We start from the raw sequence: 23,460 nt of genomic DNA on the forward strand, positions 1-23,460 counted from the left end.
CCCGTCGAACAGCTCAGTCCACCAGCGGCAGCAGCTCCGGCAGGTGCCCGTCGGAGACGGCGGCGGCCTGCTGCCGCTCCTCGGGCACCTCGCCGTACAGCGTCGTGCGGGGCCGGGACGGCCGCCCCGCCGCCTCCGCCACCGCGATCAGGTCCTTCACCGACTTGTAGGAGCCGTACGACGACCCCGCCATCCGCGAGATCGTCTCCTCCATGAGGGTGCCGCCCAGGTCGTTGGCGCCGGAGCGGAGCATCTCCGCCGCGCCCTCGGTACCGAGCTTGACCCAGCTGGTCTGGATGTTCGGGATCCAGGGATGCAGGAGCAGGCGGGCCATCGCGGTCACCGCCCGGTTGTCCCGCATGGTCGGGCCGGGCCGCGCGATGCCCGCCAGGTACACCGGCGCGTTGGTGTGGATGAAGGGGAGGGTGACGAACTCGGTGATGCCACCGGTCTGTTGCTGAATCCGGGCGAGGGTGCGCAGATGGCCGAGCCAGTGGCGGGGCTGGTCGACATGGCCGTACATCATGGTCGAGGTCGACGGGATGCCGACCTCGTGGGCGGTGGTGATCACCTCGATCCAGGTGGCCGTCGGCAGCTTGCCCTTGGTGAGGACCCAGCGGACCTCGTCGTCGAGGATCTCGGCCGCGGTGCCGGGTATGGAGTCGAGGCCGGCCTCCTTGGCTGCGGTCAGCCACTCGCGGATGGACAGGCCGGTGCGGGTCGCGCCGTTGACGACCTCCATCGGCGAGAAGGCGTGCACATGCATGCCGGGCACGCGCTCCTTGACGGCCTTCGCGATGTCGAAGTACGCCGTCCCGGGCAGGTCGGGGTGGATGCCGCCCTGCATGCAGACCTCCACCGCGCCCACCTCCCAGGCCTGCTGGGCGCGGTCGGCGACCTGGTCCAGGGAGAGCGTGTAGGCGTCGGCGTCGGTGCGCCGCTGGGCGAAGGCGCAGAACCGGCAGCCGGTGTAGCAGACGTTGGTGAAGTTGATGTTCCGCGTGACGATGTACGTGACGTCGTCGCCGACGACCGACTTGCGGACGTCGTCCGCGATCCGGGTGAGGGCGTCCAGCGCGGGCCCGTCCGCGTGCAGCAGCGCGAGGGCCTCTGCGTCGGTCAGCTTGGTGGGATCGTCGGCGGCGGTGCGCAGCGCATCGCGTACGTCCGTGTCGATGCGCTCGGGGACCATGCCGGGGGCGGCCGCCTCGCGCAGGGCGCCCCAGTCGCCGTAGACCTCGTCGAAGTCGTCGCGGCGGTCGGACGTACGGCCCTCGGTGTCGATGGTGGCGTGCAGGTCGGTGCGGCCGGACGGGACGAAGACCTCGTCGGGCTCCTGCCAGGGGAGGCCCTGGGGAAGGGCGTCGGGGCGCGCGAGTCCGGTGGCGGGGTCGGCGAGGGCCGCCACGTGCGGCCGCAGCCGGGGATCCAGCCACGGCTCGCCTCGCTGCACGAACTCCGGGTACACGCACAGCCGTTCCCGCAGTTCGAAGCCCGCGGCCCGCGACCGCTCGGTGAGCTCCTCGATCTGCGGCCAGGGGCGCTCGGGGTTGACGTGGTCGATGGTGAGCGGGCTGACCCCGCCCCAGTCGTCGATTCCGGCGGCTATGAGCCGCTCGTACTCACCCTCGACCAGGTTCGGCGGGGCCTGGATGTTGGCCGCCGGGCCCATGATGAGCCGGGCGACGGCCACCGCGGCGACCAGCTCGTCGAGCTCTGCGTCCGGCATGCCGCGCATCGCGGTGTCCGGCTTGGCGCGGAAGTTCTGGATGATCAGTTCCTGGATGGAGTGGTACGACCGCGCCGTGCGCCGGAGCGCGAACAGGGACTCGGCGCGCTCCTCGTAGGTCTCGCCGATGCCGATGAGGATGCCGGAGGTGAACGGGACGGACGAGCGGCCGGCGTCCTCGAGGACCCGCAGCCGTACGGCGGGCTCCTTGTCCGGGGAGCCGTAGTGCGGCCCACCGGGCTCGGACCACAGCCGCTCGGCGGTCGTCTCCAGCATCATGCCCATGCTCGGCGCGACGGGCTTCAGCCGCTGGAAGTCGGTCCAGGAGAGCACGCCGGGGTTGAGGTGGGGCAGGAGGCCGGTCTCCTCCAGGATGCGGATGGAAATGGCCCGCACGTAGGCGATGGTGTCGTCGTAGCCGTGCGCGTCGAGCCACTCCCTGGCTTCCGGCCAGCGGTCCTCGGGCTTGTCGCCGAGGGTGATCAGGGCTTCCTTGCAGCCCAGCGCGGCACCCTTGCGGGCCACGTCGAGGACCTCGTCGGGGGACATGAACATGCCGTGACCGGCCCGGCGGAGCTTGCCGGGCACGGTCACGAAGGTGCAGTAGTGGCACTTGTCCCGGCACAGCCGGGTCAGCGGGATGAAGACGCTCTTCGAGTACGTGATGACACCGGGGCGGCCGGCCTGTTCGAGACCGGCGTCCCGGACGCGGGCGGCGGAGGCGGTGAGGTCCGCGAGGGCCTGGCCACGCGCCTGCAACAGCACCGCCGCCTCGGTCACGTCCAGGGCGACGCCGTCCCGGGCACGTTTGAGAGCGCGACGCATGGAGTTCTCGGTGGGGCCGGTTCCGGAGGTCGCGGAGGTCGTCATCCTTCGAGCATACGAGCGGTGTGATCAGGACAGAGGGGCTGCCGAGAGGTGGGTGACATCACACATCAACTGCCGTCCTCGACATAACGGGCATACTCGTCCAGCGCCTTCAGGACCTCGCCCTCCCCCGCCGGGGGCAGCTGCACCACGACCTCCTCGATGCCCAGGTCGGCGTAGTGCGCGAGCTTGCCGGGGTTCGGGAAGACGGCGTAGGGGACGACCTGGAGGGCGTTCGGGTCACGGCCCGCGTCGGCCCAGGCGGCGCGCAGCACGGGCAGGGACTCGGTGAGGCCGCGCCCGCCGATGGGCAGCCAGCCGTCGGCGTACTCGACGATGTGGGAGAACAGCTTGGGCCCGGCGGCACCGCCCACGAGGGTGCGCCGCCGGACCGGCTTGGGGAAGGCGTGGCTGGCCCGGACGCTCCCGAACTGGCCCTCGTAGGCGGTCGGTTCGTCCGCCCACAGGGCCTGCATGAGCGCCATCCGGTCCCGGACGAGCTCGCGCCGGGTACGCCACTCGACGCCGTGGTCGGCGGCTTCCTCGACGTTCCAGCCGAAGCCGAGGCCGAGCGTGAACCGGCCGCCGCTGAGGTGGTCCAGGGTCGCGATCTGCTTGGCGAGGTCGATCGGGTCGTGCTGGGCGACGAGCGTGATGCCGGTGCCGAGGCCGAGCGACTCGGTGACGGCCGCGGCCTGGCCCAGCGCGACGAAGGGGTCGAGGGTACGGCCGTACTCGCGCGGCAGTTCGCCGCCCGCGGGGTACGGCGTGCTGCGCTCGACGGGGATGTGGGTGTGCTCGGGCAGATAGAGCCCGGCGAAGCCCCGCGCCTCCAGCTCACGGGCGAGCCGGGTCGGGGTGATGGTCTCGTCGGTGAGGAAGATGGTCACGGAGATTCGCATGGGTGCATCTCTACCGGGCCGGGACGGGGATGTCCATACCGACTGGTCGGCATTGTCTGTGCGGACGGGTCTGTAGGTCGTCTGTCGGGGCTGTAGGTGCGGTGTCGGGGCTGTAGGTGCGGTGTCGGGACTGTAGGTGCGGTGTCGGGGGTCTGTCGGCGGGGCGCCGGAACCTTGCTGGAGACGGCCGACCGGAGTCCACCGGGGCCTGATGACGAAGGAGCTCCCATGTCGAACACCCCTGTCACGATCATCGGCGCCGGACTCGGCGGCCTCACACTCGCCCGCGTCCTGCACGTCAACGGCATCGCGTCCACCGTCTACGAGGCGGAGGCCTCGCCGACGGTGCGGGCGCAGGGCGGGATGCTGGACATACACGACTACAACGGTCAGCTCGCCCTGGAGGCGGCCGGGCTGATGGACGGGTTCGGCGACCTCGTCCTGGAGGGCCGCGAGGCGGCACGGCTGGTCGCCCCGGACGGGACCGTCCTGTTCGACCAGCCCGACGACGGCACGGGCGGCCGACCCGAGGTGCAGCGCGGCGAGTTGCGGCAGCTTTTGCTGGACTCGCTGCCGGCCGGCACGGTCCGCTGGGGCCACAAGGTCAGCGGTGCGCGGGCGCTGGGCGGGGGCCGCCACGAGGTGACGTTCGCCGACGGCTCCGCGGTCGTCACGGACCTCCTGGTCGGCGCGGACGGCGCCTGGTCCCGGGTCCGGCCGCTGCTCTCGGCCGCGGTGCCCGCGTACACCGGCATGTCCTGCGTGGAGGTCTACCTGCACGACGCCGACACCCGGCACCCGGCCAGCGCGAAGGTGGTCGGAGGCGGGGCGCTGTACGCGCTCGCACCGGGCAAGGGTTTCGTGACGCACCGGGAGAAGGGCGGCAACCTGCACACCTATGTGATGCTCGCCCGGCCGCAGGAGTGGTTCGCGGACATCGACTTCACCCACCCGGCGGCGGCCGTGGCGAGGATCGCCGGGGAGTTCGACGGCTGGGCCCCGGAACTCACCGCGCTGATCACCGACGCCGACACCGCCCCGGTGCTGCGTCCCCTCGCCGCGCTGCCCGTCGAGCACCGGTGGGAGCGGGTACCCGGAGTGACCCTGATCGGCGACGCCGCCCACGTCGCCGCCCCGAACGGCGAGGGCGCCAACCTCGCCATGCTCGACGCGGCCGAACTCGCCCAGTCCCTGGCGACCCACCCCGACGACATCGAAACGGCCCTGGCCACCTACGAACAGCCCATGTTCCCCCGCAGCGCGGAAACGGCCACCGAGGGCACGGAGCTGTACGCGGTCATGTTCGGCGAGGACACACCTCATGGCCTGATCAGCATGTTCACAGGGGAGAGCCTGCCGACCAACTGACCACGGGCTGTTGCGGGTCAGGACGTCGGTGACGGCCCATAGTGGTGGGCAAGGCTGGTGGCGAGGTCGCTGAGGTGAACCCTGGCTTCGGTGGGGCCGTGCACGGTGATGGCGCTTCCGAACGGCAGTAGTGCCCGCACGTCCTCCAGACGCAGGAAGCGGATCGTCACCTTGTGGCCGGTGGTGGATTCTTCATGGTCGTCCTGGACAAGTCGTCGGCCGAAGATCCGTCGCGCTCGCTCGATCTGGTTCTGGTCGACGGTGGCGCTGACCTCTATCACGTGGTCGTCTTCCCACTGGGCAACGAGCGCCGCGGCGACGGTGGCCAGGGTCTGGTTCTCGCGGATCCGTCGTGGCTGGTCGACTTCACTCCACGTCGTGATCCGTTCGAGTCGGTACATCCGTGGCGCTCGGGCACAGTCGGCGACGAGGTACCAGGTGCCGGCCTTGGCGAGCAGGCCGTAGGGATCCACGACCAAGTCGCTTGGGGATGACGCACGTGGGCTGTCGTACTCGATCCGCAGCCGGCGTCCTCGTCGCACCGCGCCGACCAGCGAAGCCGGAGTCGTGCCGAGAGCTCGTGCCTCACGCCAGGGGCGGCTGTCCACGTGCACCACGTCGGTGAGTGGCAGGAGTTCATCGACTCGACGTGACGGTGCGGCGGCGATCTTGGAGAGCGCGCGCCGGCTTTCGGCCGCTGCGTCGAGCTCCACCCGCTGCCGCTCATCCAGTCCGGTGAGCGCGAGATGGTCGCGCTCGTCCGGTGTGAGTCGCATGGGGTCGAGCCCGGACCCGGGCAGCATGGTCACGCCTCCGAGGCGGCCCCGTTGCGCGGTCACCGGCAGACCGGCGTCGCGGAGCCAGTTCAGGTCCCGGGTGACGGTTCGAAGGGACACCCCGAGCGCCGAGGCAAGTTCCCGTGTGGTCACGGCGTCCCTCGATGCGAGGAGCAGCATCAGGGAGAAGAAGCGGTCGGGGGTCACCCACCAATTTTTTCAGGAATTGCGACAGGGGGCGGCGCATATCCCGGTGAGGCTGGTGGATGCGTACCTACGACCTGTGAGAAGGAACAACCATGACCACGTCCGTCGTGTCCATCGTCTATGTGAACGACGCTCCCGCCGCAGCGCGCTTCTACGGCGACCTCCTCGGCCTGAGCCCTTCATTCGAGACCCCGGGATACATCACCTTCGACCTCGGGCCAGGCGCTGACCTCGCTCTGTGGTCCGGCCAGTTCGAGGATCTGTCAGCGGACGTCCCGCGCACCGGTGAGGTTTGTCTGGCCGGCAACTACGGGCCCGACGAGATCAATGCGATCTTCGAGCGGTGGCAGTCCAAGGGCGTCACGATCCTGCAGGAGCCCCATGACGCGGGGTTCGGGCTGACCTTCCTCGCAGCCGATCCCGACGGGAACCGCATCCGTGTCGCACCGCGGGACTGAAAGGCCCCAACGGCAGCCGCGTTCGGACTCCGGTGCGGGCTCGACGGCCGGTCTGGCAATCCAGCGTCACCGTCAAGGCCCCACGTAGGGCTCGCAGGCCACACCGTCGCCGTCCCTGTCGAGATGCGGGCCATATCCGGGGTCACCGCGGTAGAGCGGAGCAGCACCGGCAGCACGGGCCTCGTCACAGTTCTCGTAGTACACATCAGGGGCCAGGGCCGTCGTCCTCGGCTCGGGGGCTTCGGCCGTCTTCGTCACGGTCCTCGTGGGAGGGGGCGAGGGTGCGACCGTCACGGTCGCGGTGGCCGTGGCGGTCGGGATGTCGACGGGATGTGTCGGCAGCGCCGTCGAGGTGCCGACTGCCGGAGTGTCTGATGTCGCGGGTGATCCGGGTTCGCCGTCTGACGGGTCGATGGCACTGAGAACGCTCCCCAGGAGCACAAAGGCGGCGAACAGCCCGAGGGCCACGACCAGGATCCGGCCCAACAGGCCCAGGGATGCCCACTTCCGTCGCATTCGCCAAAGAGGTCCGCGTCGCCTGCCGTTGCCGACCATTGCAACGTCCTGTGCTCGATCGAATCCGGTCTCCAGTTCAGCACCTGGTCAGGCGCACCGCACGTCGGAGCCGCCGTGGGACAGCTGACGCCCGGAGTGCGCGAACAGTCCGACCGTCGCACGCTGAAGCCATGAACAGCCCGACCCCGTCAGGACCCCCCGACGGGCCATTGCACTCCCAGGGCCGCGACGACGCCGCTCAGCCATCACACCCGGCGCACTCGCGCAGACGTGTCCTCACACATGCGGGTACAGCTCTCGCCGGCTTGGTGACCGGTGTGTTGATCGGCATCACGGCGGACTCAGGTGATGGCGACCAAGCCGCCCCGTCGACGACGGCCACCACAACGGTGACCAGCGCGCAGACCGTCATCGCCACACCCGGAGCAGACGAGGTGTCGGCCCCCGCACCTTCGTCAGCGAAGCCGCTCGCCTTCGGCGACACCTGGAAGCTGAGCAACATCGACCCGGCCAAGCCCTTCGAAGGCAGCCTGACCGTGCTCGGCTACAAACAGGGCTTCACGTCGGTCGGCAAGGCCGACGAAGAGGCCGGCATGCCGGGATATGTGTGGGCCTACACGGACCTCGAACTGTGCGGTGCCAAAGGCTCGTACACCGACAACACGACCAGCTGGACCCTGTACTACAGCGATGGCAGTCGCATCAGTCCGTCCGGCACCACCTACGGTGACTTCCCGAAGCCGGAGTTCCCCTTCGAAGTCACAGTGACCGCCGGCAAGTGTGCACGCGGCAAGCTGGTGTTCCCCGTTCCGGGCGATGAACGCCCGGAGTCCGTGCTGTACAAGCCGGACGGCCTGGCCGAACCGAGGGAGTGGACGGTGCCCAAGGCGTAGCGGGAAGGGCGCCTCAGTCCACCACCTGTGGATCACGGAAGTAGTAGACGACGGTGACGCCCAAGCCGGGTGTGTGGGTGTAGACGACCGTGATCGCCTCGGCCGAGTCGGAGGCGAGAGGGGTGGTGTACGTGTACTCGACGGACGGAGGGCGCCAGCCGGGGATCTCACGACCCACGCCAGGATCGCGGGCGATGGCAGCCAGCGCCTCACGAACCGCGCCTCGCTCTCCCTCCGTAAGATCGCCGAACGCCTTCCTCGCGGGCTCGGCCTCCTCCAGCGGGATCTCGTTCACGTACGGCCGCCTCCGCCACGGGCGTCCTCCAGGGCCGTCATGATCTCGGAGGAGTTCCTGATCAGGACCCGGTGCCGATACGCGCGGACCACGGCCGCGGCGCCCGCGAAGTCGTTCGTCGGAGCGGCTCCTATGGCCGCCGCCAGTTCCTCCTCGAAGCGCTCCCGGTCACCGGGAAAGCCGTAGCGGCTGAGTGCGCTGCGCAAGTCGTTCACGGTCCGGATCTCCGGAAGGGGCATCGCTCCCCAGCCGTGCTCGGGCTGTGCGCTCATGGTCGGCTCCTGGTGAACAGCGGGTCGCTCCACTCCCAGTATGGCCCGGCTCACCATCCCCGCACCCCGCAATCCGCCCACAGCAGCTTCCCGCCCCTCGACGCGCCCAGTTCGCGTAGGACCGACACGCCCGTCGCGTCCGCGCAGGCACGTACCAGGTGCAGGCCCCTGCCGTGTTCGGCGTCCGGGGTGGCGGGGGGCTTGTCCGTCGTGAAGGCGGGTGGGATTCGGGGGTCCGTGTCCCAGACGGCCACCCTCACCCTGCCGGGGGACGCCGACAGGAGGCGGAAGGCGTACGGACCCTTCGTATGAAGGTGCGCGTTCGTCAGGAGTTCCGCCGCGAGCAGCTCCGCGGTGGGGGTCAGGTCCGGGAGGTCGTGGGCGGCCAGGATCAGCCGCAGGGCGCCCCTCGCGATTCCCGGTGCGCGTGGATCGTGCGGAAGATGCAGGGTGTAGTTCCAGGACGGGGATACGGTGGCCATCGGAAGTCTCCGGTCACTGAGGGGAGTTGGGCGGGTGCCTGGTGTCTCCGCCGTGGCGTCCCACGGTGCGCTTCCAGGTGGGTTGGCGCCTGAAGATGAAGATAGGGGCTCAGCAAATGTCATTTGCTTCCCTCGGAGATACTTCGGCCTGTTTTCCTTCGTGTGGGTGACCCGCTTTTGGAACGCACGTCCGGGAGGAGTTCACGCATGCCCGCCAGACCCCCGCTGACGGCCCGCCGCCTCCGGATCGCCGTGGAACTGCGCAAGATGCGGGAGCGCTCGGGCATGACGGCGACTGAGGCCGCCCGCACGCTCGGGACGAGTCAGGGACAGCTCAGCAACGTGGAGTCGGGCCGGTTCGGAGTGAGCCCCGAGCGCATCCGAGCCCTCTCCGGCATCTACTCCTGCCCGGACCCGGGCTTCGTCGACGCCCTCGTCGAGATGGCCACCGACAGGACCTTCGGCTGGTGGGAGTCGTACCGCGAGGTGCTGCCCTCCGGGCTCCTCGACCTCGCCGAGCTGGAGCACCACGCCATCGCCATCCGCACCGCGTACACCTCCCACATGCCCGGCCTGCTCCAGACCGCCGACCACGCGCGCGAGATCTTCCGTCACGTCATCCCCGAACCCACCCCGCCCGAGATCGAACACCGGGTCTCGCACCGGATCAAACGGCAGGGCCTCCTCTACGACGCGGACCCGACGCCGTATCGGACGACCGTCCATGAGGCGGCCCTGCGCATGCGGGTGGGCGGCCGGGACGTGGCCCGGGCCCAGTTGCGGCATCTGCTCGACATGAGCGAGCGGGAGCACATCACCCTTCGCGTGCTGCCCTTCGACGTCGGCGCCTTCCCCGGTTCGGGCCAGTCCATCAACTACCTGTACGGGCCGGTACCGCAGCTCGACACCGCGCAGCTCGACCAGTTCCACGGGCCGGTGCTCCTGGATGCCGAGGCCTTGCTGACGAAGTACCGGACCCTTCTCGACGTCGTGGAGGACACCGCCCTCAGTCCCGGGAAGTCCCGGGATCTGATCCATTCCATCGCCCAGAACCTGTGAAGGAGCCGATATGGCCACCGACCGTTGGCAGAAGTCGTCCTACTGCCAGGAAGGCGACGCCTGCGTCCACATATCCACCGACCCCGACGGAGTCCACATAACCGACTCCGACCCCGCCCGAACCGTCGTCACCGTCAGCCGCGACGCCTTCGCCGCCCTGCTCGAATCGCTCTGACCGCCGCGTCACCACGGGCCGTGGTCCAGCAGGCCCAGGACCAGGATCGCCGCCGCCGTCGCCAGGAACACGATGCCGCCCACGATGTCGCGGGACCCCACCCGCAGGTGGGCGATGATCGCGCCGATGAAGTACAGCACCAGGCCGGTCGCCGCGAGCGTGGACAGGAGGGGTACGGCCAGGCCGGCCAGCAGTCCCACCGTGCCCGCCGCCAGCAGCGTGCCCAGGACCGGGACGTACTTCCGCGGTATGCCCTTCATGTCCGCCTGGGTCTTGGGGTATTCGTGGCCGATCAGGTAGGTGACGGCGGCGGCTCCGTTGAAGACCGCGCCGAGGATCGTGACCGTGAGGTAGGCGGCGAACACGAAGGTCCCCGTTCTGTAGACGTGACAGTGCCGCGATCACGACGAACCGGGGCACCGAAGATGTGACATCACCCGGCAGCCGAAGACACCCTCAGGCCCGCGTCGACACCAGGTCCGCCACCACCGCCGCATGGTCCGACGGCCACACCCCGTCCACGGGCCCGTCCCCCGCGCGCCGTACGTCCCGCACGTGGCCGAGTCCGGACGGCCCCGGCGGTCCCACGTGGATGTAGTCGATGCGGACCGGAGGGGCCACGCGGACATAGGGGTTCGCCGGGTCCCACGTGGCCGACGGGGCGCCCGGGGACGCGTACTCCCAGGCGTCCAGGAAGACCTGGTCCGGGGCCGCCGGGGTCGTCCGGTAGCCGCCGAAGAGGCGGATCTCGTCGGAGTCGGGCCACGCGTTGAAGTCGCCGGTGATCACTGGTGGGAAGTCGGTGCCGGAGCGGTGGGCGGCCACGAACTCCGCCAGCGCCGTGACCTGTTGGCGGCGGACCGCCGAGGCGGTGGGCGAAGAGGTGAGGTGGGTGGTGAAGAAGGGGATGTCGTACGACGGGCCCGCGAGGCGCGTGTGGAAGGCCAGGCGGCCGTCGTCGAGGTCCTCGGGCGCGGGGAGGCGCAGGACCGCCTGGTCCAGGACGGGCCAGCGGCTCAGTACCGCGTTGCCGACCTCCACCCCCGGCTCGCCGATCCGCCGCTGCCAGCGCTCCGAGGCCGGTGAGGGCGCCCACGCCCAGTGCAGGCCCAGTTCGCCGGCCAGCCACTCCGCGAGGTTCTCGGCGCCCGCCGACCACACCTCCTGCAGGCCCACCACATCCGGCCGCAGCTCCCGCAGCACCGCCAGGATCGCCTTCTGCCGCTGCTCCCACGGGCCGAAGCGCCACCACAGGTTCCAGGTCACCACGCGCATCGCCGACACCCCTTCGTCCGCCCGGCCCGCACCCTGAGATCATCGAGGCCGCCGGTCAGGATACGGATGACGAGCGACGGGAGCCTCAACGACCATGTCCCCCAACCCCGAACGCAAGTACCGCGCCGCCGCGGCCCTCCAGCGCCGGCTCAATCCGCTCATGCGGCGGCTGCCCCTCCAGACCGTCCTGGAGACCACCGGCCGCAGCTCGGGACTCCCCCGCCGGACCCCGGTGGGCGGCAAGCGGATCGGTGACTCCTTCTGGCTGGTCTCCGAGTTCGGGGAGCGCTCGCAGTACATCCGCAACATCAAGGCCGACCCGAGGGTCAGGGTGCGCATCCGGGGGCGGTGGCACCAGGGGACCGCGCATCTGCTGCCGGACGACGACATCGCCGTACGACTGCGCTCGCTGCCCCTGATGAACAGTGCGGCCGTACGGGCCATAGGGGCAGGGCAGTTGACCGTGCGGGTGGATCTGGAGGGCTGACGGGGGGTGGCCCCGGGCCTGCCTGAGCGGCTCGCGCCCGGGCCACCACCCCGCTCAGAGACGCACGCGCCTCACTTCGCCGGCTTGTAGAAGGCGTACGTCGCCGAGTACGCCACGCTCACCTGGTCCGTGCCGGTGCAGGCGCCGGCCGGGGCCACGCCGCCCGAGGTGTTCAGGCGCTGTATGTAGGAGACGCCCCCGAAGACGCCCGCGCCCCGGGTGGCGGTGGCCTGGAGGAGCAGCTCGGGGATGGTGCCGGTCTTCGGGGAGTTGGCGATCGCGGTGGCGTTCACCGCGCTGCCGTCCACCGTGGAGACCCAGACCGGGCCGCGCGAGTGCAGGGCGACCGCACGCCCTCTCTTGTCGAACAGGGTGGCGGCCGGCTCCAGGAGCTTCCAGGCACCGTCGGTGCAGGTGTAGGTCTGCACGCCCCTCGCGCCGTACACGGCGGTCAGCTTGTTGCCGTCGGGCACCTTGAGGGCCGCGGGGGCCTTCACGGGGCGGGGCGCGGCGTCCGCGGGGGCCGCGCTGCCGCTGGTCGTGCCCAGGAAGGCGGTCGCGGCGGCGAGGGCCGCGGTGGTCAGGACGAAACGCTTGGTGAGCTTCAAGTCGGTTCTCCGGAACGGTTCTTGACTGATGATCAGGACGCCGGTGTCGATGCCGGCGCCCTCCGCTCCGGGACTCTACGGGGCAACCTCCCGGTTACCGGCCAGTTGGCCGAACCCACTCCCGGGAACCCCAGGAGGGCGCCCTCACCCCGGCCACACGATCGACTGCACCTCGCTGTAGGCGTGCAGCGCGTACGACCCGCAGTCCCGACCGACCCCGCTGCGCCGGAAGCCCCCGAACGGCGCCTCCATGTTGCGGCCGACGGTGTTGACCCCGACTCCCCCGGCCCGCAGCCGCCGTGCCACCCGGAAGGCGCGGGCGACATCGGCGGACCAGACGTAGTCGATCAGTCCGTAGTCGCTGTCGTTGGCGAGAGCGATCCCCTCCTCCTCGTCGTCGAAGGGGGTGACGGTCACCACGGGGCCGAAGATCTCCTCCCGGACCACCCGCATCTCGGCGCCGCACTCGGCGAGCAGGGTCGGGCCGACGTAGAAACCCCGGTCCGCGGACGGCCGTTCACCCCCGACGACCACCGACGCGCCTTCCTTGCGCCCGAGTTCGACGTACGACTCGACCCGCTCCCGGTGTGCCGCAGAGATCACCGGTCCGACCACGGTCCCGGCCTCCCGCGGGTCCCCCACCTTCAACCGGCTTGCATAGGCCGCCAGTTGCTCGACCAGCCGCTCGTACAGCGGCCGCTGTACCAGCACCCGGGTCGGCGCGGTACAGATCTGTCCGCTGTAGAAGGAGAAGGTCGTGCCGATGCCGGCCACGGCCGAGGCGAGGTCGGCGTCGTCGAGGACGAGCGCCGCGCCCTTCCCGCCCAGCTCCATCAACTGCCGTTTCATGGACCGCCCGCACACCTCGCCGATGCGCTGTCCGACCGCCGTGGAGCCGGTGAAGCTGACCATGTCGACGTCGGGCGAGTCGACGGCGGCCTCGCCGACCTCCACCGCGCGCCCGCCGACCACGTTCACGACCCCGCGCGGCACACCGGCCGCCTCCAGCGCCTCGGCCATGCGGAAGACGGACAGGGGGTCCTGCGGGGCGGGCTTCACGACCACCGTGTTGCCCATGGCGAGCGCGGGGGCGATCTTCCCGGCGGGGTTCGCCCAGGGGTTGTTGTACGAGGTGATGCAGGTGACGACCCCGACGGGCTGCCGGACCGCCAGCGCGCCCATCACCGCGGCCTTCCCCATCGGCCCGGCCTCGTTGATCTGCGGCGGGATAGCCCACTCGGTGGGCTCGACCCGCGCGTACCGCCGGAACCGGGCGGCCGCGACACCGACCTGCATCCCCCGGGCCGTGCCGGTGGTGGCCCCGGTCTCGGCCTGGGCGAGGTCGGCGTACGGCAGGAGGCGGGAGCGGATGAGGTCGGCGGCCCGGGCGAGGATCGCGGCCCGCTCCTCCGGCGCGGTGCGCGACCACGGTCCGAAGGCCTCGCGGGCCGCGGCCGCGGCCGCGTGCACCTGATCCCGCGAGGCCTCCGGGGCCCACCCGACGGTCTCCTCGGTGGCGGGGTCGACCACCGCGTAGTGCCCGCCGTCGGGGGCCACCCACTCGCCGCCGACGAACAGCCGCTGGCCCTCCCGCTCCCCGCTCACCTCGTGCTCACCGTCCGTGTGTCCCGCCCGGACCGCAGTACCCGGCCCGGCACGGCCCCGCTCACCACGTCGTCCCGGATTGCCTCGACCCCGTTGACCCACACAGCCCGTATCCCGATCGCCTTGGAGTCCAGCCGCGGACTGTCACCCGGCAGGTCGTGCACCAGGGTGGCCGTGCCCGCGGCGATCCGCTCGGGGTCGAACAGCACGAGGTCCGCGTGGAAGCCCTCCTCGATCCGGCCGCGCTCCCGCAGCCCGAAGAGCCGGGCGGGATCGTCGGTGAGCATCTTCACGGCCTGCTCCAACGACGTCAGCTTCCGCCCGCGCAGACAGTCCCCGAGGAAGCGGGTCGTGTACGGCGCCCCGCACATCCGGTCCAGATGGGCCCCGGCGTCGGACCCGCCGAGCAGCACGTCCTCGTGCTGCCAGGCCTCGGCGCGCATCGCCCAGGACGCCGGGTCGTTGTCGGTGGGCATGGGCCACAGGACCGTACGGAGGTCGTCGGCCGCGCAGATCTCCACGAGCGCGGCGAACGGCTCCTGCCCGCGCTCGGCCGCGATGTCCTCCACGACCCGTCCGGAGAGCCCGCGGTTGGCGTCGCTGTAGGTGTCCCCGATGACGTACCGCCCGAAGTTGGTCAGCCGCCGGAAGACGCCGGCCTCCTTGGCCTGGGAGTGCCGGAGCAGTTCCTTCTGTACGTCGGGGTCGCGCAGTTTCCCGATCCGCTCCGGGACGGGCAGGCCGAGCACCGGTCCCCACCCGGGGATGAGGTTGAGGGCGCAGAAGGTGCCCAGGGACATGTTCATCGGGGTGAGGATCGGCATGGTGAGGGCGACGACCCGGCCGCCCGCCTTCCGCGCCCGCTCACTCGCGAACAGCTGCCTCGGTACCCGCTCCGGGACGGCCGAGTCGATGGTCAGCACGTTCCAGTTGAGCGGCCGCCCCGCCGCCGCGCTCATCTCGGCGAACAGCTCGATCTCGGCGTCGCTGAACTGGTCGAGGCACCCGGCGACGATGGCCTCGATCTGCGTGCCCTCGTGTTCCCCCACGGCCCGGGAGAGCGCGAGGAGCTCGGCGGGCAGGGCGTGCCGGGAGGCGACGGGTTTGCCGTCCCCGTCGGAGTGCGTGGAGGACTGGGTGGTGGAGAACCCCCAGGCACCGGCGTCCATGGCCTCATGGAACAGCCGCAGCATCTCGGCGAGTTGCCCCTCGGAGGGCTGCCCCCCGACGGCGTCCGGTCCCATCACGTACCGGCGCAGCGCGCAATGCCCCACCATGAACCCGGCGTTGACCGCGATCCGCCCTTCGAGCGCGTCCAGGTACTCGCCGAAGGAGTTCCAGGACCAGGGCGCCCCCTCCTCCAGCGCGACCAGCGACATCCCCTCGACCTTGGACATCATGCGCCGCGTGTAGTCCGCGTCCTCGGGCCGGTCCGGGTTGAGCGGCGCCAGCGTGAACCCGCAGTTCCCGGCGGCGACGGTGGTGACGCCGTGGTTGAGGGAGGGGGTGGCGTACGGGTCCCAGAACAGCTGGGCGTCGTAGTGCGTGTGGGGGTCGACGAACCCGGGGGCGAGGACGAGCCCGGTGGCGTCCTCGGTGGTACGGGCTTCCTCGGTGATCTCACCTGTCGCGGCGATACGGCCGTCCCGTATCCCCACGTCAGCGGTGAAGGCGGCCGCACCGGTCCCGTCGACGACGACCGCACCTTTGATGACGTGATCGAGCATGAACGCTGCCTCCTTTTGCAGGGCTCGGTCGACCTACTCAGGGGCGCGGGGAACTGCGCGACCAGCCCCCACACACCCGCAGCCGCCCACGACGCTCAGACACCCCTCCGGAACCGCGTAGTCCTGTGCACAGGATCCGTGTCGATCTTCGGAATCACATGCTCCCCGATCAGCCGAATCGTCTGAAGCGTCGCAGACTTCGGCACCCCGACCGGCAGCCCGAAGCTCAACTGGTCCGCCCCCGCCTGCTCCCACCGCTTGCACTGCCGGACCACCTCGTCCGGATCCCCGCAGATCAGCAGCTCTTCCTCGATGAGCACCTCGACGAACTCCGCGGTGTACTCCGGCAGCGTCTCCGGCCACACCGGGAACCCCTCGGGCCGCGGGAACGTGTCGTGGTACCGGAACACCAGCGAGGGCAGATAGTGCAGCCCCCCGTTGACCGCGATCTCGATCGCCTCGTCGTGCGTCGGCGCGCAGATCGCCGTCGTCGTCACCATCACGTTGTCGTTGACGAAGTCCCCGATCGGCTCGGCGTCCACGATCGCCGTCTTGTACTGCTCCAGCACCCACTCCATGTCGGAGACCTTCTGCACGCTGAAGCCCAGCACCCCGAGCCCCTTGCGCGCGGCCATCGCGTACGACGGCGGCGACCCGGCGGCGTACCACATCGCGGGGTGCGACTTGCCGTACGGCTTGGGCAGGATCTTGCGCGGCGGGAGCTGCCAGTGCTTGCCCTGGAAGCCGACGTACTCGTCCTGGAGCCACATCTTGGGGAACTCGGCGATGGTCTCTTCCCAGATCTCCTTGGTGTGGTTCATGTCGGTCACACCCGGTATGAACCCGAGGATCTCGTGCGAGCCGGCCCCGCGCCCGCTGCCGAACTCGAAGCGGTTCTCGGTGAGATGGTCGAGCATGGCCACCTTCTCGGCGACCTTCACGGGGTGGTTGACCTGGGCCAGCGGGTTGAAGATGCCGGAGCCGAGGTGGATGCGCTCGGTCGCGTGTGCCAGATAGCCGAGGAACACGTCGTTGGCGGAGAGGTGCGAGTACTCCTCCAGGAAGTGGTGCTCGGAGGCCCAGGCGTACTTGAAGCCGGACCGGTCCGCCTGGATGACGTACTCGGTCTCCTCCATCAGCGCCTTGTGCTCGGCCAGCGGGTCGGTCTCGGCGCGCTTGCCCACGTATCCCTGTACAAAGAGCCCGAATTCCAAGGCGGGTCACCATCCCCGGTCCGAATATTTCTGACGGGTCGTCAGTTTCGATGTGACTGTGGCACCACCGGCATGGAGGGTCAATAGCTGACGGTCAGTCAGATGACGCTGACCCCCGCCAGCCAGCCCCCGTCGATCACGAACGGCTGCCCGGTGATGTACGAGGAGTCGGCGGAGGTCAGGAACAGTGCCAGCGCCGCCACCTCCTGCGGCCGCCCGATCCGGCCGAGCGGCACGATCTTGCGGTAGAAGCGGTCGAGCCCCCGGGAGGCCGCCTCGCCGTCCGCCGACGGGTCCAGGACGGCAGGGTTGGACATCGCGGTGTCCACGGCCCCCGGGCACATGGCGTTGACCCTGATGCCGCGCGGCGCCAGCTCCAGCGCGGCGACCCGGGTGAGCCCGAGGACCGCGTGCTTGGAGGCGGCGTAGGCGCCGACGCCCGCCATTCCGGTCACCCCCGTGTAGGAGGCGGTGTTCACGATGGTGCCGCCGTCCGCCATGACCGGCCCCACGGTCTTCATGCCGAGGAAGCAGCCGACCTGGTTGACCTGCACCACCTGCATGAACTCCGCGAGAGGGGTGTCCAGGAGGGTGTTGAAGCGCAGGATCCCGGCGTTGTTGACCAGCCCGTCGACCCGCCCGTACTCCTCCACGGCGGCCTGCACCGCCCGCCGCCAGTCGGCCTCCTGGCCCACATCCAGGTGGACGTACAGCGCCCCGATCTCCTCGGCGAGCGCCTTCCCCTGCTCGTCCAGCACATCCCCTACGACGACCTCGGCCCCCTCCTCCCGGAACAGCCGCGCCTCCTGCTCCCCCTGCCCGCGCGCCGCCCCGGTGACGAGCACGACACGTCCGTCCAGCTTGCCCATGCGGTGACTCCTCAGAGGTGGGGGCCGATGTCGGCGCCGAACGCCGTGATCTGGTCGGTGAGTTCCTGCCGGTCGCGGCTGCGGAACCGCACCTGGATCTGGTCCACGCCCATCGCGCGGTAGGCGCGCAGGGACTCGGCGAGTGCGTCGGGGGCGCCGCTGAGCGTCCGGCGGCCGGTGTCCCACGCGGGCGTGCCGACGTAGAGCGGCTCGGCGATGGCCCCGACGGTGAACGGCCCTTCGAGACCCGCCTCTTCCCGCAGCCGCCGTATCCGCTCGATCTGCGCGGGCAGCCGGTCCCGGGGGTCGCCCTGGGGCAGCCAGCCGTCGCCCTTGAGGGCGGCCCGGCGTACGGCGGCCGGGGAGGAGCCCCCGACCCACAGCGGGACGTGGGACTGTGCGGGCCGGGGACGCTGGCCGAGCCCCTCGAAGTCGTAGAGCTTGCCGTGGTGTTCGGGGAACTCCTCGGGGCCGAGGGCGCTGCGCAGGGCGTCGATCGACTCGTCGAGCACGGCCCCGCGCCCGGCGAAGTCGACCCCGAGCACCTCGAACTCCTCCTGCACGTGCCCCGCCCCGACCCCGAGGACGAGCCGCCCGCCGCTGAGGTGGTCGAGGGTGGCGTACTGCTTTGCGGTGAGCAGGGGGTGCCGCAGCCCGACCACCGCCACATGACTGAGCAGCCGGACCCGCTCGGTCACGCCCGCCAGGTGGGCGAGGGTGGCGACCGGGTCGTACCAGACCGTGCTCATCGCGGAGGCGAGACGGCGGGGGATCGCCACGTGGTCACAGGCGGCGATGTAGTCGAACCCGGCGCGGTCCGCGGCGCGGGCGACCTCGACGAGGTCACCGGGGGCCGCGCCGGCCTCCCAGGGCTCGGCGTAGATCGTGCTCTGGGACTGGATGGGGAGCTGGATGCCGTATCTCATGCACCGCTCCACAGCCCCTCGGGGGTGAGCCCGAGCAGTTCGATGGCGTTGCCGCGGACGATCCGCTCCACCAGGTCCGGGGCGAGGTGTCCCATCTGGGCCTCGCCGACCTCGCGGGACTTGGGCCAGGTGGAGTCGGAGTGGGGGTAGTCGGTCTCGTAGAGGACGTTGCCGACGCCGATCGCGTCGAGGTTCCTCAGGCCGAACGCGTCGTCGAAGAAACAGCCGTAGACGTGGTCGGTGAAGAGCTCGGACGGCGGGCGGTGGACCTTGTCGGCGACGCCGCCCCAGCCGCGGTTCTCCTCCCAGACCACGTCGGCGCGTTCCAGGATGTAGGGGATCCAGCCGATCTGGCCCTCGGCGTACATGACCTTGAGGTTCGGGAAGCGTTCGAACTTGCCGCTCATCAGCCAGTCGACCATCGAGAAGCAGCAGTTGGCGAAGGTGATGGTGGAGCCGACCGCCGGTGGGGCGTCGGCGGAGGTGGAGGGCATACGGCTGCTGGAGCCGATGTGCATCGCGACGACCGTGCCGGTCTCGTCGCAGGCGGCGAGGAAGGGGTCCCAGGCGTCGGTGTGGACGGAGGGCAGGCCCAGGTGCGGGGGTATCTCGGAGAAGGCGACGGCCCGTACGCCCCGGGCGGCGTTGCGGCGGACCTCTGCGGCGGCCAACTCGGCGTCCCACAGCGGGATCAGGGTCAGCGGGATCAGGCGGCCCTCGGCCTTCGGGCCGCACCACTCCTCCACCATCCAGTCGTTGTACGCCTTCACGCACAGCAGGCCCAGCTCGTGGTCCTTGGCCTCGGTGAAGGTCTGGCCGCAGAAGCGGGGGAAGGTGGGGAAGCAGAGCGCCGACTGGACGTGGTTGACGTCCATGTCGGCGAGGCGGGCGGGGACGTCGTAGGAGCCGGGGCGCATCTGCTCGTAGGTGATGACCTCCAGCTTGATCTCGTCCCTGCTGTAGCCGACCGCGGTGTCCAGGCGGGTGAGGGGGCGGCGCAGGTCCTCGTAGACCCACCAGTCGCCCAACGGGCCGTCGTCGCCGGGGGCGCCCATGACGGGCTTGAAGCGGCCGCCGAGGAAGGACATCTCCTTCAGCGGGGCGCGGACCGTGCGGGGGCCGGTGTCCAGGTACTTCTTCGGGAGCCGGTTCTGCCAGACGTCGGAGGGCTCCACGGTGTGGTCGTCGACGGAGATGATCTTCGGAAGTGCCGTCGTGGTCTCCATGGCGCTCACGGTAGCGCCGATCTGACGGTCCGTCAGCTCCGTGGACGGCGGCCGATGGCGACGGTTCTTGTGCGGATGTGTGCGGAGAGAAGGTAAGAGGCTTGTGATATCCCGCGCGGCCTCCTGTGATCACGCTCTCCACAGCTGACGCGGCCGCCGTGGACAAGGCAGACTGTCGGGGTTGTACACAGGCCCTAGGGGGACGGCGATGGACGGTGGACCGCGGGTGCCGAAGCAGTGGCGTCCCGGCTCCTCGGCGGGAGCTGCGCTGAACGAGGCCGCAGGAGCCGAGGTCGCTGAGGGCTCGGAGCCCTTGGTCGGCGCCGGGGAGCGAACGGCGACCCCGGCCTCGGCTCCGGCGCCACACCCGACCCCGCCCTCGGACCAGGCGTCGCCGCCACCCCCGACCGCGCCCTCTGAGCAGGCGCCGACGCCGCCCGCGACCGCGCCCTCTGAGCAGGCGCTGGCGTCGGCGTCCTCGGATCAGGCATCGCCGCCGTCCCCGCCCTCGGACCCGGCGTCGGCCCCGCTGCGGTTCTCGGTGCTTGGTCCCGTGCGGGCGCAGCGTGACGGCGAGGTGTTGAACACCGGGTCGCCTCAGCAGCGTGCCCTGCTCGCCGCGCTGCTGCTGCGTGAGGGCCGTACCGCCACCGCCGCCGAGCTGATCGACGCGCTGTGGGGCGAGGAGCCGCCGTCGCAGGCGCTGGCCGCCGTGCGGACGTACGCCTCGCGGCTGCGCAAGATCCTCGACCCCGGCATCCTGGTCAGCGAGTCCGGCGGGTACGCGATCCGCGGGCTCGGCGAGGACGCGCTCGACCTCGCCGCCGCCCAGGAACTCGCCACCGAGGCCGAGAAGGCCAAGGGCGCCGGCGACCTGTGCCACGCGCGGGACGTCCTGACCCGTGCGCTGGCCCTGTGGGACGGTGAGGTGCTGGCCGGCGTACCGGGACCGTACGCCGAGGCACAGCGCGTAAGGCTGGAGGAGTGGCGGCTGCAACTCCTCGCATCCCGCCTCGACATGGACCTGGAGCAGGGCTGCCACGCCGAGGCCGTCTCGGAGTTGACCGCGCTCACCGCCGAGCACCCGCTGCGCGAGCGGTTCAGGGAACTCCTCATGCTCGCCCTCTACCGCAGCGGCCGCCAGGCGGAGGCCCTCGCGGTCTACGCCGACACCCGCCGCCTGCTCGCCGACGAACTCGGCGTCGACCCCCGCCCCGGCCTGCGCGAGCTCCAGCAGCGCATCCTCCAGGCCGACCCCGGCCTCGCGGAACCCTCCTCCCCGCAGCCCGAACCGGTCGCCGCCCCCGTCCGCCCCGCCCAACTCCCGGCGACCGTGCCCGACTTCACCGGCCGTGCCGCCTTCGTCACCGAACTCAGCGAAGTGCTCGCCTCCGGTTCCGAGGGCCGCGTGATGGCGGTCTCCGCACTCGCCGGCATCGGCGGCGTCGGCAAGACCACCCTCGCCGTGCACGTGGCCCACCAGGCCCGCTCCGCCTTCCCCGACGGGCAGCTCTACGTCGACCTCCAGGGCGCCGGCGCCCGCGCCGCCGACCCCGAGACGGTCCTCGGCGCCTTCCTCAGGGCCCTCGGCACCGCCGACTCCGCGATACCCGACTCCCTGGCGGAGCGGGCCGCCCTGTACCGCTCGGTCCTCGACGGCCGCCGGGTCCTGGTGCTCCTCGACAACGCGCGCGACGCGGCCCAGGTACGGCCCCTGCTGCCGGGCACCGAGGGCTGCGCCGCCCTGGTCACCTCCCGGGTGCGGATGGTCGACCTCGCCGGGGCGCACCTGGTCGACCTGGACGTGATGTCCCCCGACGAGGCCCTCCAGCTGTTCACCAGGATCGTCGGCGAGGAGCGGGTCGCCGCCGAGCGCGAGGCCGCCCTCGACGTGGTCGCCGCCTGCGGCTTCCTCCCCCTCGCCATCCGCATCGCGGCCTCCCGCCTCGCGGCCCGCCGCACCTGGACCGTCTCCGTCCTCGCCGCCAAGCTCGCCGACGAGCGCCGCCGCCTCGACGAGCTCCAGGCCGGCGACCTCGCCGTCAAGGCCACCTTCGAACTCGGCTACGGCCAGCTGGAGCCCGCCCAGGCCCGCGCCTTCCGGCTGCTGGGCCTCGCCGACGGCCCTGACATCTCGCTGGCCGCCGCGGCCGCCGTACTCGATCTCCCGGTGGAGGACACCGAGGACCTCCTGGAGGCCCTGGTCGACACCTCGCTGCTGGAGTCGGCGGCGCCGGGCCGGTACCGGTTCCACGACCTCGTACGCCTCTACGCGCGTGCGTGCGCGGAACGCGACGAGTGGCCGCCGAGCGAGCGGCAGGCCGCGCTGTCGCGGCTGCTGGACTTCTACCTCGCGACGGCGGCGGCGGTGTACGCCCTCGAGCGGCCCGGCGACCGGCTGGTGGAGCACCTGGAGGAGGTCCACTACCCGGGGCTGTCGTTCCAGGACCGCCACAGCGCCCAGGACTGGCTGTACGCGGAGGCCAACGCGCTGCTCGCGTTCGTCCAGCAGTGCGCGAAGGGGGCCCTGCTGCGGCGGGCGGTGGATCTGCTGTGGGTGGCCAAGGACCTCGCCGAGTCGGGTGCCAACTCGAAGCAGTACGAGACGGCCGCCGTCGCCCTGCGGGACGCGGCCGACGCGGCGGACGACCCGCGCACACGCGCGCGTGCGCTCACCACCCTGACCAACGTCCATCTCGTCGCCGGCCGCTTCGAGCAGGCGGACGCGGAGGCCCGGCTGGCCATGGACCTCGCCCGTGCGGCCGAGGACCTGGCGCCCAGTTGCTGGGCCGCCAACGACCGCGGCATCATCGCGCTCTACCAGGGGCGGCACGCGGAGGGCGAGGCGTGCCTGAAGGAGGCCATCGAGAGCTTCCGGCTCGACCGGAACCTCGCCGGCGAGGCCAGCGCGCTGTGCAACCTCTCCCGTATCCACCTGGCCATGGGACAGAGCACCAGCGCCGTGGAGCTCGCCCGGCAGGGCATCCTCATCTACGACCGGCTCGGACACACGCTGCGTGGCGCGAACGGCCGGTACGCCCTGGGGCTGGCGCTCACCGGGCAGGGGCGGCTGGACGCCGCCGTGGACCGGCTGACGGAGGCGCTGGAGGTGTTCCGGGACAGCCGGCAGCGGCTGTGGGAGGGCATGACACTGTTCCGGCTCGCCGAGGCGCACCTCGCCGGCAGCCGCCCCGCGCAGGCCGCCGCCCTGACCGAGCAGGCCCTCGCCGTGCTGCGCGGCATCGGCGGCGAGTGGCGGCGCGGCAACGTCCTGACGGTCCTGGGCCGGGCCCTCAGCGGGCTCGGACAGCCCGGCCGGGCGGAGGCGTGCTGGCAGGAGTCCCTCGGCATCTTCGAGCAACTGGGCTCGCCGGAGGCGGCCGACGTACGACGCCTGCTGACACCGTCGGCCGCCGCGTAGGCCTCCGGCGGCAGCACGGGCGTTCGGGCGTTCATCGTTCGTTTATCGGCAGGCCGCACACTCGGGTTGTCGATCCGTCGCGTCGGGGGGCAGACGGGTCAGC

Annotated in this window: 23 protein-coding genes; 7 read left to right on the plus strand and 16 right to left on the minus strand. The window is 71.1% G+C overall.

Features of this window, described 5'->3' with window-relative positions; genetic code table 11:
- Positions 1-13: 13 nt before the first annotated feature.
- Positions 14-2,599, minus strand: coding sequence for a bifunctional FO biosynthesis protein CofGH (locus tag AC2XR2_RS19780; protein ID WP_491515857.1), 2,586 nt, complete (start codon positions 2,597-2,599; stop codon positions 14-16).
- A gap of 65 nt (positions 2,600-2,664) precedes the next feature.
- Positions 2,665-3,498 (minus strand): LLM class F420-dependent oxidoreductase, encoded by an 834-nt coding sequence (locus AC2XR2_RS19785; RefSeq protein WP_381304750.1) that lies wholly within the window; start codon positions 3,496-3,498, stop codon positions 2,665-2,667.
- A gap of 228 nt (positions 3,499-3,726) precedes the next feature.
- Between AC2XR2_RS19785 and AC2XR2_RS19790 the strand changes: the two genes are divergently transcribed.
- Positions 3,727-4,866, plus strand: coding sequence for an FAD-dependent oxidoreductase (locus AC2XR2_RS19790; RefSeq protein WP_491515858.1), 1,140 nt, complete (start codon positions 3,727-3,729; stop codon positions 4,864-4,866).
- 17 nt (positions 4,867-4,883) lie between these two features.
- On the opposite strand, the gene AC2XR2_RS19795 is transcribed toward AC2XR2_RS19790, so the two are convergent.
- Positions 4,884-5,849: a helix-turn-helix transcriptional regulator gene (locus tag AC2XR2_RS19795; protein ID WP_491515859.1), complete on the minus strand. Its 966-nt coding sequence runs from the start codon at positions 5,847-5,849 to the stop codon at positions 4,884-4,886.
- 92 nt (positions 5,850-5,941) lie between these two features.
- Between AC2XR2_RS19795 and AC2XR2_RS19800 the strand changes: the two genes are divergently transcribed.
- The gene (locus AC2XR2_RS19800; protein ID WP_491515860.1) at positions 5,942-6,307 is read left to right on the plus strand and encodes a VOC family protein; all 366 of its coding nucleotides are present in this window, start codon (positions 5,942-5,944) and stop codon (positions 6,305-6,307) included.
- A gap of 72 nt (positions 6,308-6,379) precedes the next feature.
- Here the strand turns inward: AC2XR2_RS19800 and AC2XR2_RS19805 are convergent, their stop codons facing one another.
- Positions 6,380-6,823 carry an excalibur calcium-binding domain-containing protein gene (locus AC2XR2_RS19805; RefSeq protein WP_491515861.1) on the minus strand — a complete coding sequence of 148 codons (444 nt, stop codon included), beginning with the start codon at positions 6,821-6,823 and terminating at the stop codon, positions 6,380-6,382.
- Between the two features lie 305 nt (positions 6,824-7,128).
- Between AC2XR2_RS19805 and AC2XR2_RS19810 the strand changes: the two genes are divergently transcribed.
- Positions 7,129-7,716 (plus strand): DUF4352 domain-containing protein, encoded by a 588-nt coding sequence (locus tag AC2XR2_RS19810; RefSeq protein WP_491515862.1) that lies wholly within the window; start codon positions 7,129-7,131, stop codon positions 7,714-7,716.
- A 13-nt stretch (positions 7,717-7,729) separates the two neighbouring features.
- Here AC2XR2_RS19810 and AC2XR2_RS19815 read toward each other — a convergent pair whose 3' ends face one another.
- The 3 genes from AC2XR2_RS19815 to AC2XR2_RS19825 are packed head-to-tail and all read right to left on the minus strand — an operon-like array spanning position 7,730 to position 8,765.
- Complete coding sequence (locus tag AC2XR2_RS19815) at positions 7,730-8,011, minus strand: hypothetical protein (RefSeq protein WP_449353618.1); 282 nt, start codon at positions 8,009-8,011, stop codon at positions 7,730-7,732.
- Positions 8,008-8,283 (minus strand): hypothetical protein, encoded by a 276-nt coding sequence (locus AC2XR2_RS19820; RefSeq protein WP_491515863.1) that lies wholly within the window; start codon positions 8,281-8,283, stop codon positions 8,008-8,010. The genes AC2XR2_RS19815 and AC2XR2_RS19820 overlap by 4 nt, the downstream gene beginning before the upstream one ends.
- A gap of 50 nt (positions 8,284-8,333) precedes the next feature.
- Positions 8,334-8,765, minus strand: a complete 432-nt coding sequence (locus tag AC2XR2_RS19825) for an ATP-binding protein (RefSeq protein WP_491515864.1) — start codon at positions 8,763-8,765, stop codon at positions 8,334-8,336.
- A gap of 207 nt (positions 8,766-8,972) precedes the next feature.
- Between AC2XR2_RS19825 and AC2XR2_RS19830 the strand changes: the two genes are divergently transcribed.
- Positions 8,973-9,824 (plus strand): helix-turn-helix domain-containing protein, encoded by an 852-nt coding sequence (locus AC2XR2_RS19830; protein ID WP_449353617.1) that lies wholly within the window; start codon positions 8,973-8,975, stop codon positions 9,822-9,824.
- 10 nt (positions 9,825-9,834) lie between these two features.
- Entirely contained in the window at positions 9,835-9,999 is a 165-nt protein-coding gene (locus AC2XR2_RS19835) for a DUF397 domain-containing protein (RefSeq protein WP_449353616.1), read from the plus strand.
- An 8-nt stretch (positions 10,000-10,007) separates the two neighbouring features.
- Here AC2XR2_RS19835 and AC2XR2_RS19840 read toward each other — a convergent pair whose 3' ends face one another.
- Positions 10,008-10,364, minus strand: coding sequence for a DoxX family protein (locus AC2XR2_RS19840; protein ID WP_491515865.1), 357 nt, complete (start codon positions 10,362-10,364; stop codon positions 10,008-10,010).
- A gap of 91 nt (positions 10,365-10,455) precedes the next feature.
- Positions 10,456-11,274 (minus strand): endonuclease/exonuclease/phosphatase family protein, encoded by an 819-nt coding sequence (locus AC2XR2_RS19845; protein ID WP_491515866.1) that lies wholly within the window; start codon positions 11,272-11,274, stop codon positions 10,456-10,458.
- A gap of 94 nt (positions 11,275-11,368) precedes the next feature.
- On the opposite strand from AC2XR2_RS19845, the gene AC2XR2_RS19850 reads away from it, so the two are divergent.
- Positions 11,369-11,761, plus strand: coding sequence for a nitroreductase/quinone reductase family protein (locus AC2XR2_RS19850; protein ID WP_491515867.1), 393 nt, complete (start codon positions 11,369-11,371; stop codon positions 11,759-11,761).
- Between the two features lie 71 nt (positions 11,762-11,832).
- On the opposite strand, the gene AC2XR2_RS19855 is transcribed toward AC2XR2_RS19850, so the two are convergent.
- From AC2XR2_RS19855 to AC2XR2_RS19885, 7 genes are all read right to left on the minus strand, one after another.
- Positions 11,833-12,369, minus strand: coding sequence for a DUF3455 domain-containing protein (locus tag AC2XR2_RS19855; protein WP_381304788.1), 537 nt, complete (start codon positions 12,367-12,369; stop codon positions 11,833-11,835).
- A gap of 144 nt (positions 12,370-12,513) precedes the next feature.
- Entirely contained in the window at positions 12,514-13,974 is a 1,461-nt protein-coding gene (locus AC2XR2_RS19860; RefSeq protein WP_491515868.1) for an aldehyde dehydrogenase family protein, read from the minus strand.
- Positions 13,971-15,701 carry an N-acyl-D-amino-acid deacylase family protein gene (locus AC2XR2_RS19865; protein WP_491515869.1) on the minus strand — a complete coding sequence of 577 codons (1,731 nt, stop codon included), beginning with the start codon at positions 15,699-15,701 and terminating at the stop codon, positions 13,971-13,973. Before AC2XR2_RS19865 ends, AC2XR2_RS19860 begins: the two co-directional genes overlap by 4 nt.
- 95 nt (positions 15,702-15,796) lie before the next feature.
- Complete coding sequence (locus AC2XR2_RS19870; RefSeq protein WP_491515870.1) at positions 15,797-16,915, minus strand: LLM class flavin-dependent oxidoreductase; 1,119 nt, start codon at positions 16,913-16,915, stop codon at positions 15,797-15,799.
- 98 nt (positions 16,916-17,013) lie between these two features.
- Entirely contained in the window at positions 17,014-17,784 is a 771-nt protein-coding gene (locus AC2XR2_RS19875) for an SDR family NAD(P)-dependent oxidoreductase (RefSeq protein WP_381304800.1), read from the minus strand.
- A gap of 11 nt (positions 17,785-17,795) precedes the next feature.
- Complete coding sequence (locus AC2XR2_RS19880) at positions 17,796-18,710, minus strand: LLM class F420-dependent oxidoreductase (RefSeq protein WP_491515871.1); 915 nt, start codon at positions 18,708-18,710, stop codon at positions 17,796-17,798.
- The gene (locus AC2XR2_RS19885; RefSeq protein WP_381304806.1) at positions 18,707-19,936 is read right to left on the minus strand and encodes an amidohydrolase family protein; all 1,230 of its coding nucleotides are present in this window, start codon (positions 19,934-19,936) and stop codon (positions 18,707-18,709) included. The genes AC2XR2_RS19880 and AC2XR2_RS19885 overlap by 4 nt, the downstream gene beginning before the upstream one ends.
- Before the next feature lie 529 nt (positions 19,937-20,465).
- Between AC2XR2_RS19885 and afsR the strand changes: the two genes are divergently transcribed.
- Complete coding sequence (gene afsR / locus AC2XR2_RS19890; RefSeq protein ID WP_491518466.1) at positions 20,466-23,357, plus strand: SARP-family global regulator AfsR; 2,892 nt, start codon at positions 20,466-20,468, stop codon at positions 23,355-23,357.
- Positions 23,358-23,460: the final 103 nt, after the last annotated feature.

The sequence above is a fragment of the Streptomyces sp. LS-MS-L19 genome (assembly GCF_058382285.1).